The sequence below is a fragment of the Caldisericia bacterium genome (assembly GCA_026414995.1).
Taxonomy (GTDB): domain Bacteria; phylum Caldisericota; class Caldisericia; order B22-G15; family B22-G15; genus JAAYUH01.
Genome location: JAOAHY010000024.1, coordinates 1 through 7068, shown reverse-complemented (window position 1 = coordinate 7068; position 7068 = coordinate 1). Strand labels below are relative to the sequence as shown.

Genomic DNA, 7068 nt, shown 5'->3' with positions numbered 1-7068 from the left:
ACTTTAACAACAGGTCATAATTTAGATGATGCTATTTCTGTTATTTTTAAAGCTATTCTCAATTGGGATTTAGAAACTCTATCGAGAAACTATCCAATTCTTGAGAACTACAATGAAAAACTTGTAAGAAAAGTTAAACCATTGTATCGCTTACAGGATAAAGAGATTAAAGAATATGCTAATTTATTAAATATTCCTCACACTGAATTTGTTTGTCCATACAAAAAGGGGAAAGTAACTTTAAGTAAAACAAAAGAGGTTATAGAGTTTATTGATAAAAATTATAAAGGAATAAAAAGAACTTTTTACTTTGGATTTTTAAAAAATAAAAATCTTTTTGAAACCCAAAAACCAAATCTATATGATTGTAAAATATGTGGTATGCCAACTACAAATGAATATATTTGTAATTTCTGTAAATTAACAGGGAGAAAAGAGGCTTGAAATTTAAAGAAGGTGATTTAGTTGAAATAATAGATAAAAAGGAGAGAGTTTTTATTTTAAAACTTAAGAAGGGTGAAAAATTTCATTTTCATCTTGGTTTCATAGAACATGATCAAATAATAGGAAAAAATTTTGGAATTAAAATAAAAACATCAAAAGGGTTTAATGTATTTGTCTTTCCAATAAAAAAAACAAATTTTATTCTTCATATGAAAAGAGGAGCACAAATTATTTATCCAAAAGATATTGGTCAAATTTTAATCTATGGAGATATACACTCTGGACTTAAAATTTTTGAAGCAGGTGGAGGTAGTGGTGCTCTTTCAATTTATCTTCTTTCAATTATTGGAAAAAGAGGAAAACTTATAACTTATGATTTAAGAGATGATTTTTTAGAAATTTTAAAAGAGAATATAATAAGATTTTTTGGTGAAATTCCCAAAAATTTTATTTTAAGAAAAAGAGATATTTATAATGAGGGTTTAGAAAAAAAAGACAAAAATTTTGATAGAGTTATACTTGATCTACCTGAACCATGGAATGCTTTAAAAAATGTAGATAAAGGTTTAAAGAGAGGTGGAATTCTTATATCTTACAATCCTACAATACAACAAATTATAAAATTTAAAAGCGAACTTGATAAATTAAGAAACTATTATTTTGAAGGTATGTTTGAAATTCTTGAAAGGAGATGGAAAATAGAAGAAAACTCTGTAAGACCAATTGATAGAATGGTTGCTCACACAGGATTTATAATTGTTGCAAGGAAATATTAATTTTTGTATAATTTAAAAGAAAATTTGGTGGCGCCATAGAACAATGGTTAGTTCGGAGGGCTCTCAATCCTCAGATCGGGGTTCGATTCCCCGTGGCGCTACCATTATTAAATTTATCATTATCAATAAACCCCTAACATTTTACTTTAGTGTCTGACACAAAATTAAAATTATTTTATTAGGCCTTTGGATTTTAAATAATCTCTTGCTACCTCTTTTTCATCTTTTCCTAAAACATCAACTTGATAGTTAAGATTTATTATATCTTCAGTTGTTAAAACTTTTGTGAGTGGCTCAAGAATTTTCTCTATTTCAGGATATTTTTCAAAAACCTCTTTCCTTATACAAAATGCTGGGTTATAAATTGGGAAAAAGTTTTTATCATCTTCTAAAACAAATAGGTTATATTTTTTAAGTTGTCCATCTGTTGAAAAAACCATTGCAACATCAATTCCTTTTGTTTTATCAACAATTGCTGGATAAGTTAAACCAATATCCATTGTTATTATGTCATTTTTTGAATATTTCATTCCATAAAATTTTGCCATAGCATCAAATCCATCTGGTCTTTCATAAAATTCATGATCTATTGCAAATTTAACCTTTCCTTGATTTTTATTAATATATTCTGCAAGTGATGATAGGGTTGTTCCAAATTTTATTTTGTCTTCATCCCTTATCGCGAGTGCATAAGTATCATTAAAATCGATTCTATTAATCCAAACTATTCCATTTTTCTCATCCTCTTTTTTAACTTCATTAAAAAGCTCCTTAGAGTCTCTTATCAAATAATCTTTTTTAAAGAATGCAGACCAGGCTGTTCCAGTGTATTCAAAATAACCATCTATCTGCTTATTTAATAATGCTTCTCTTATAACAAATGTTTGCATCCCAAAATTTTCCTTAACATTAAAGCCATTTTCTTGAAGAAGAAGAGATGCAAGATTACCTAATATATAACCTTCTGTAAATGCTTTTGCTCCAAGAGTTATCTCTTTTTCTTCTCTCTTTTTTGTACATCCATAAAAAATTGAAACTAGCATAAATAAGACAATAAAAATAATTAAAAGCCTTTTCACATTATCCTCCTAATTTTAAAATATATAATAAAAAATTACCATTTTATAAATTTATTTTCTAAATACTCAAATAATAAATCAAAGAAAATTGCTAGAATTGCAATTATTACTCCTCCAACCCAAAGCATATCAAGTTTTCTTACTCTTAAACCTATTAAAATAATTTTTCCTAATGTATCAACTCCAATAACAGTTGCAACTGTTGCAGTTGCAATATTTATTGTAAATGATGTTCTTATACCAGATATAATACCTTTAAAAGATAAAGGCACCTCAATTTTTCTTAAAATTTGAAAATTGGTTAGCCCCATTCCTTTACCTGCTTCAATTATCTCTTTTGGAATTATTTTAATTGAAGATATTGTATTATAGGTTATTGGAACAATTGAATATAATAACAAAGATATAACAACTGTTTTAAGTCCTATACCAGTATATGTAAAAATAAGTGCAATAAATGCAATACTTGGTATTGATTGTAAAATTCCAAAAACATTTAACATAATTTCACCAATTTTCAAAAAATTTTTTCTTGAAAACAAAACTCCAATAAAAATCCCAATAAAAATTGCAGGTATAGTAGATAAAAAAGTTACTAAAATGTGATTCTTTGTCAATATTAAAATTTCATAATAGTTATTTATTAGATAATTCATCTTCTTTTTCAAAAAATTTAATCATATCTTCTAATCTAACATAACCCATTATTCCTCTTTCTATACAATTTATGATTGCAATTTTTTCTCCTTTATTTAATAAAAGAATTATTGTTTCAAGCAAATTTTCATTTTCATTAATAAAAATAGGCTTTCTTAAACATGCTTTACCTTTAATAAACTCACTCTTCAAAATGTAATTTGTAATTTTTCCATTTTCTTTAATCAAAAATAAATTTTCATTATAATCACTAATTTTTTCTAAATCATTTTTTTCAATTATTCTGTAATCTTTTTTAAGAAAATCAACTACTTTTTTAATTGATGAAGTTAAAAGAGTTTTATTTCCTCCAAGAAGTGCTTCAACAAAAGAGTTTTTAGGATTTTTTAATATATTTTCTGGTTTATCATATTGAACCATCTCTCCATCTTTCATTATCAAAATTCTATCTCCAATTTTAAGTGCTTCTAAAATATCATGAGTTACAAAAATAACAGTTTTTTTAAGTGATTTTTGAATCTCAATGAAAAAATCTTGAAGTGATTTTCTATTAATTGGATCAATTGCACCAAATGGCTCATCCATTAAAAGTATTTCTGGATCTCCTGCAAGTGCTCTTGCAACTCCAACCCTTTGCTTTTCACCACCAGAAAGTTCCTTTGGATACTTTTCAAGATAGTTTAATGGTAGATTTATAAGTTCCATAAGTTCAGTGACTCTTTTTTTAATTTTTTTACTATCCCAACCCAGTAATTTTGGAACAAGAGCTATGTTTTCAAAAATTGTGTAATGAGGGAAAAGGCCTATTTCCTGAATAACATAACCTATGCTTCTTCTTAAAGAAATTTCATCTATATCAAAAATAGATTTTTCATTTATAAATATATTTCCCTCAGTTGGTTCAATTAACCTATTTACCATTTTAAGAGTTGTTGTTTTTCCACATCCAGAAGGTCCAATAATTATAGAAATCTCCCCTTTTCTAAATTCACATGTTAAATTTTTCACAACATAATTTTCTTTATATTTTTTTGAAACATTTATAAATTCAATCATCCTCTTAATCCTTTTGGAGTTAAAACTTTTTCTAAATAATATAATAAGTAATTAAATATTATACTTAACAAAGAAATCATAAAAACTCCAATCAAAATCATATTTTTGTTACTTCTTTCAATTCCTTCAAAAATAAAATAGCCTAACCCTCCTGCTCCAATTAAAAAAGAAACTACACCTATTCCAACACCTAAAACAAAACCAACTCTAATCCCTGCCATAACATATGGAAGTGTAAGAGGAAAAATAACTTTAAAAATTACTTCTTTATTCTTCATCCCCATTCCTTTAGCACTCTCAACTATTCCTCTATCAATATTTTTTATTGCAGTATATGTATTTCTTGTTATTGGTAAAAGAGTGTAAAGGATGAGTGCAATAGTTGCAGGAACTTTTCCTATTCCAACTTTAAATGGAGATAGAAGAGAGATTAAAATACCAAAAAGTGAAAGAGAAGGAATTGTAAAAAGAGTACTTATTATTTTTAAAACAATAGAGGCAAGCCTCTCATTTTTTGATATGTAAATACCTAATAAACTACCTAAAATTGTTGATAAAAAAAGAGATATAGATACTAAACTTATATGTTCTAATGTTCTTGAAATAATTTTATCAAAATTTAATATTAAGAAATTCATTTTTTATAAAATTAACAAATTTAAAATTTTTGTCAAGAGAATTTTATTTTGATAAAATTTTTTTAGAGATTTATTTTATTAGAAAGGAGAGAGTATGAAAGTTATTATAATTGGTGGTGTTGCAGGTGGGGCGACATGTGCAACAAGAATAAGAAGACTAAAGAGTGATGCAGAGATAAAAATTTTTGAAAGAGACTACTTTATTTCTTATGCAAATTGTGGAATACCATATTACATTGGAGGTTTAGTTCCAAGAGAAAGGCTCTTTGTAACAACTCCTGAAGAGATGAAGAAAAAATATAATATAGATGCTTTTGTGAGGCATGAAGTTTTAAAAATTTATCCTAAAGAAAAAAAAGTTTTAGTTAAAAATCTTGAAACTCAAGAAGAGTTTGAAGAGACATACGACTTTTTAGTTTTATCACCAGGTGCATCACCATTAAAACCAAAAATTCCTGGAATTGAATCTAATAAAATTTTTACTTTAAGAACGATTGGTGATGCAGATAGAATTGTTAAGGAGATTGAGAGTAGTAAAAAAGAGGCGACAGTTGTTGGTGGTGGATTTATTGGAATAGAAGTTACAGAAAATTTAATAAGAAGAGGAGTTAGTGTTAATTTAGTTGAAGCGCTTCCTCAAGTTTTATCTTTTATAGATAAAGATTTAATTTCATATATACATGATGAACTTGAAATAAATGGGGTTAAACTTTTTTTAGGTTCAGGTGTAAAAGAATTTAAAGAAACACAAGATAAAATAGAAACAATTTTAGAAAATGGAAATAGCGTATTAAGTGATTTTGTTGTTTTTTCTATTGGTGTAAAACCTGAGGTAAATTTAGCAAAAGATGGAGGGTTAACTATTGGCGAAACAGGTGGAATTTTAGTTGATGAGTTTATGAGAACATCAGATCCAAATATTTTTGCAATTGGAGATGCAGTTGAAATTGTAAACTTTATCTCAGGTACAAAAACAAGAATTCCTCTTGCAGGTCCTACGCATAAACAGGCAAGAGTTGCAGCAGATAATATATGTGGATTATCATCAAAATATCTTGGCTCCTATGGAACTGCAATTGTAAAAGTTTTTAACAAAACTTGTGCTTCAACTGGTTTAAATTCACAAACTTTAGAAAAATTAGGGATTAATTATAAATTTGAGTGTCTTTCAACTTTTAATCACGCTGGTTATTACCCTGATGCATACCCACTTTATATAAAAGTTTTTTATGAGGCTTATTCTGGAAAAATTTTAGGAGGTCAAGCAGTAGGTTTTGATGGTGTTGATACAATTATAAATTCTTTAGCAACTGCAATAAGATTTAATGCAAAAATAACAGACCTTAAAGATATTGATTTTGCATATTCACCTCAATATGGACATGCAAAAAATCCACTAAACATAATTGGAACAATGGCAGAAGATGATCTTTCAGGTCTTGCTCCAAAAGTTACAATTTTTGAGATCGATGATTTAGTTAAAAAAGGAGCAATTCTTCTTGATATAAGAGAAAAAGAGGAAACTCTTGCAAAAAAACTTGAAAACTCAATAAATATTCCTTTAACAGAACTTAAAAATAGGTTAAGTGAACTTGATAAAAATAAACTTTATATAGTTTGTTGTGGCAAAGGTCAAAGAGCATATAATGCTGTAAGATTTTTAACTGATAATGGTTTTAATGCAAAATACCTTGCAGGTGGTTTAACTTTTTACTCCTCTTGTTTTGGAGGAGAAAAAGAGAAAGCCTCAAGAAAGGAAGGAGAAAATAAAAAAGAGATGGAAGAAATTAAAAAAGAAGAAGAGGTAATAAAAATTGATGCAAAAGGTCTATCTTGTCCAGGACCTTTAATGAAACTAAAAGAAGCTCTTGATAAAGTAAAAGAAGGCGCTTTAATTGAAATTGAAGCAACTGACCCAGGGTTTTTTAATGACATAAAGGCTTATTCAAAAAGTAAAGGCTTATCGCTTCTTTCTCTTGAAAGAGGAAAGATAATAAAAGCAGTATTAAAAAAGGAAGAAGAAAAAGAAGAAATTCAAGAGAAAAGATTTACTCCAAAAAGTGATTCAGTTTCAATAATTTTATTCTCAAATGATTTTGATAAAGTTATGGCATCCCTTATTATTGGAAATGGTGCTCTTTCCATGGGGAAAAAAGTTTCAATTTTTTGTACTTTCTGGGGTTTAAATGTTTTAAGAAAAGATTATAAGGTTTCTGTAAAAAAGAACTTTATTGAGAAAATGTTTGGTTTTATGATGCCAAGAGGAGCAAAGCGCCTCACCCTTTCAAAAATGAACATGCTTGGCATTGGAACAAAAATGATTAAAAGTATTATTAAAAAATATAATGTTATGCCTCCAGAGGAACTTCTTAAAACTTTCATTCAAAATGGTGGAAAAGTTATAGCGTGGTCCATCAC

7 protein-coding genes and 1 tRNA gene are annotated in these 7068 nt (G+C 27.4%); 4 read left to right on the top strand and 4 right to left on the bottom strand.

Annotated features, from left to right (window positions below):
* The 3 genes from N3D74_06430 to N3D74_06420 form a co-directional block, all read left to right on the top strand.
* Positions 1-444: hypothetical protein (locus N3D74_06430; GenBank protein MCX8095800.1), on the top strand; the 444-nt coding region annotated here is incomplete at its 5' end.
* Positions 441-1220, top strand: coding sequence for a tRNA (adenine-N1)-methyltransferase (locus tag N3D74_06425; GenBank protein ID MCX8095799.1), 780 nt, complete (start codon positions 441-443; stop codon positions 1218-1220). The genes N3D74_06430 and N3D74_06425, both read left to right, overlap by 4 nt.
* A gap of 29 nt (positions 1221-1249) precedes the next feature.
* Positions 1250-1324 (top strand) — tRNA-Glu (locus tag N3D74_06420).
* Positions 1325-1390: 66 nt separating this feature from the next.
* Here N3D74_06420 and N3D74_06415 read toward each other — a convergent pair.
* The 4 genes from N3D74_06415 to N3D74_06400 are packed head-to-tail and all read right to left on the bottom strand — an operon-like array spanning position 1391 to position 4650.
* A complete protein-coding gene (locus N3D74_06415; GenBank protein MCX8095798.1) occupies positions 1391-2299 on the bottom strand; it encodes a glycine/betaine ABC transporter substrate-binding protein in 909 nt (302 codons plus the stop codon).
* 35 nt (positions 2300-2334) lie between these two features.
* Positions 2335-2955, bottom strand: a complete 621-nt coding sequence (locus tag N3D74_06410) for an ABC transporter permease (protein ID MCX8095797.1) — start codon at positions 2953-2955, stop codon at positions 2335-2337.
* Positions 2936-4012 carry an ABC transporter ATP-binding protein gene (locus N3D74_06405; protein ID MCX8095796.1) on the bottom strand — a complete coding sequence of 359 codons (1077 nt, stop codon included), beginning with the start codon at positions 4010-4012 and terminating at the stop codon, positions 2936-2938. Before N3D74_06405 ends, N3D74_06410 begins: the two co-directional genes overlap by 20 nt.
* Complete coding sequence (locus N3D74_06400; protein MCX8095795.1) at positions 4009-4650, bottom strand: ABC transporter permease; 642 nt, start codon at positions 4648-4650, stop codon at positions 4009-4011. The genes N3D74_06405 and N3D74_06400 overlap by 4 nt, the downstream gene beginning before the upstream one ends.
* 94 nt (positions 4651-4744) lie before the next feature.
* Here N3D74_06400 and N3D74_06395 point away from each other — a divergent pair.
* The coding region (locus tag N3D74_06395; GenBank protein MCX8095794.1) for an FAD-dependent oxidoreductase at positions 4745-7068 on the top strand (2324 nt) is incomplete at its 3' end.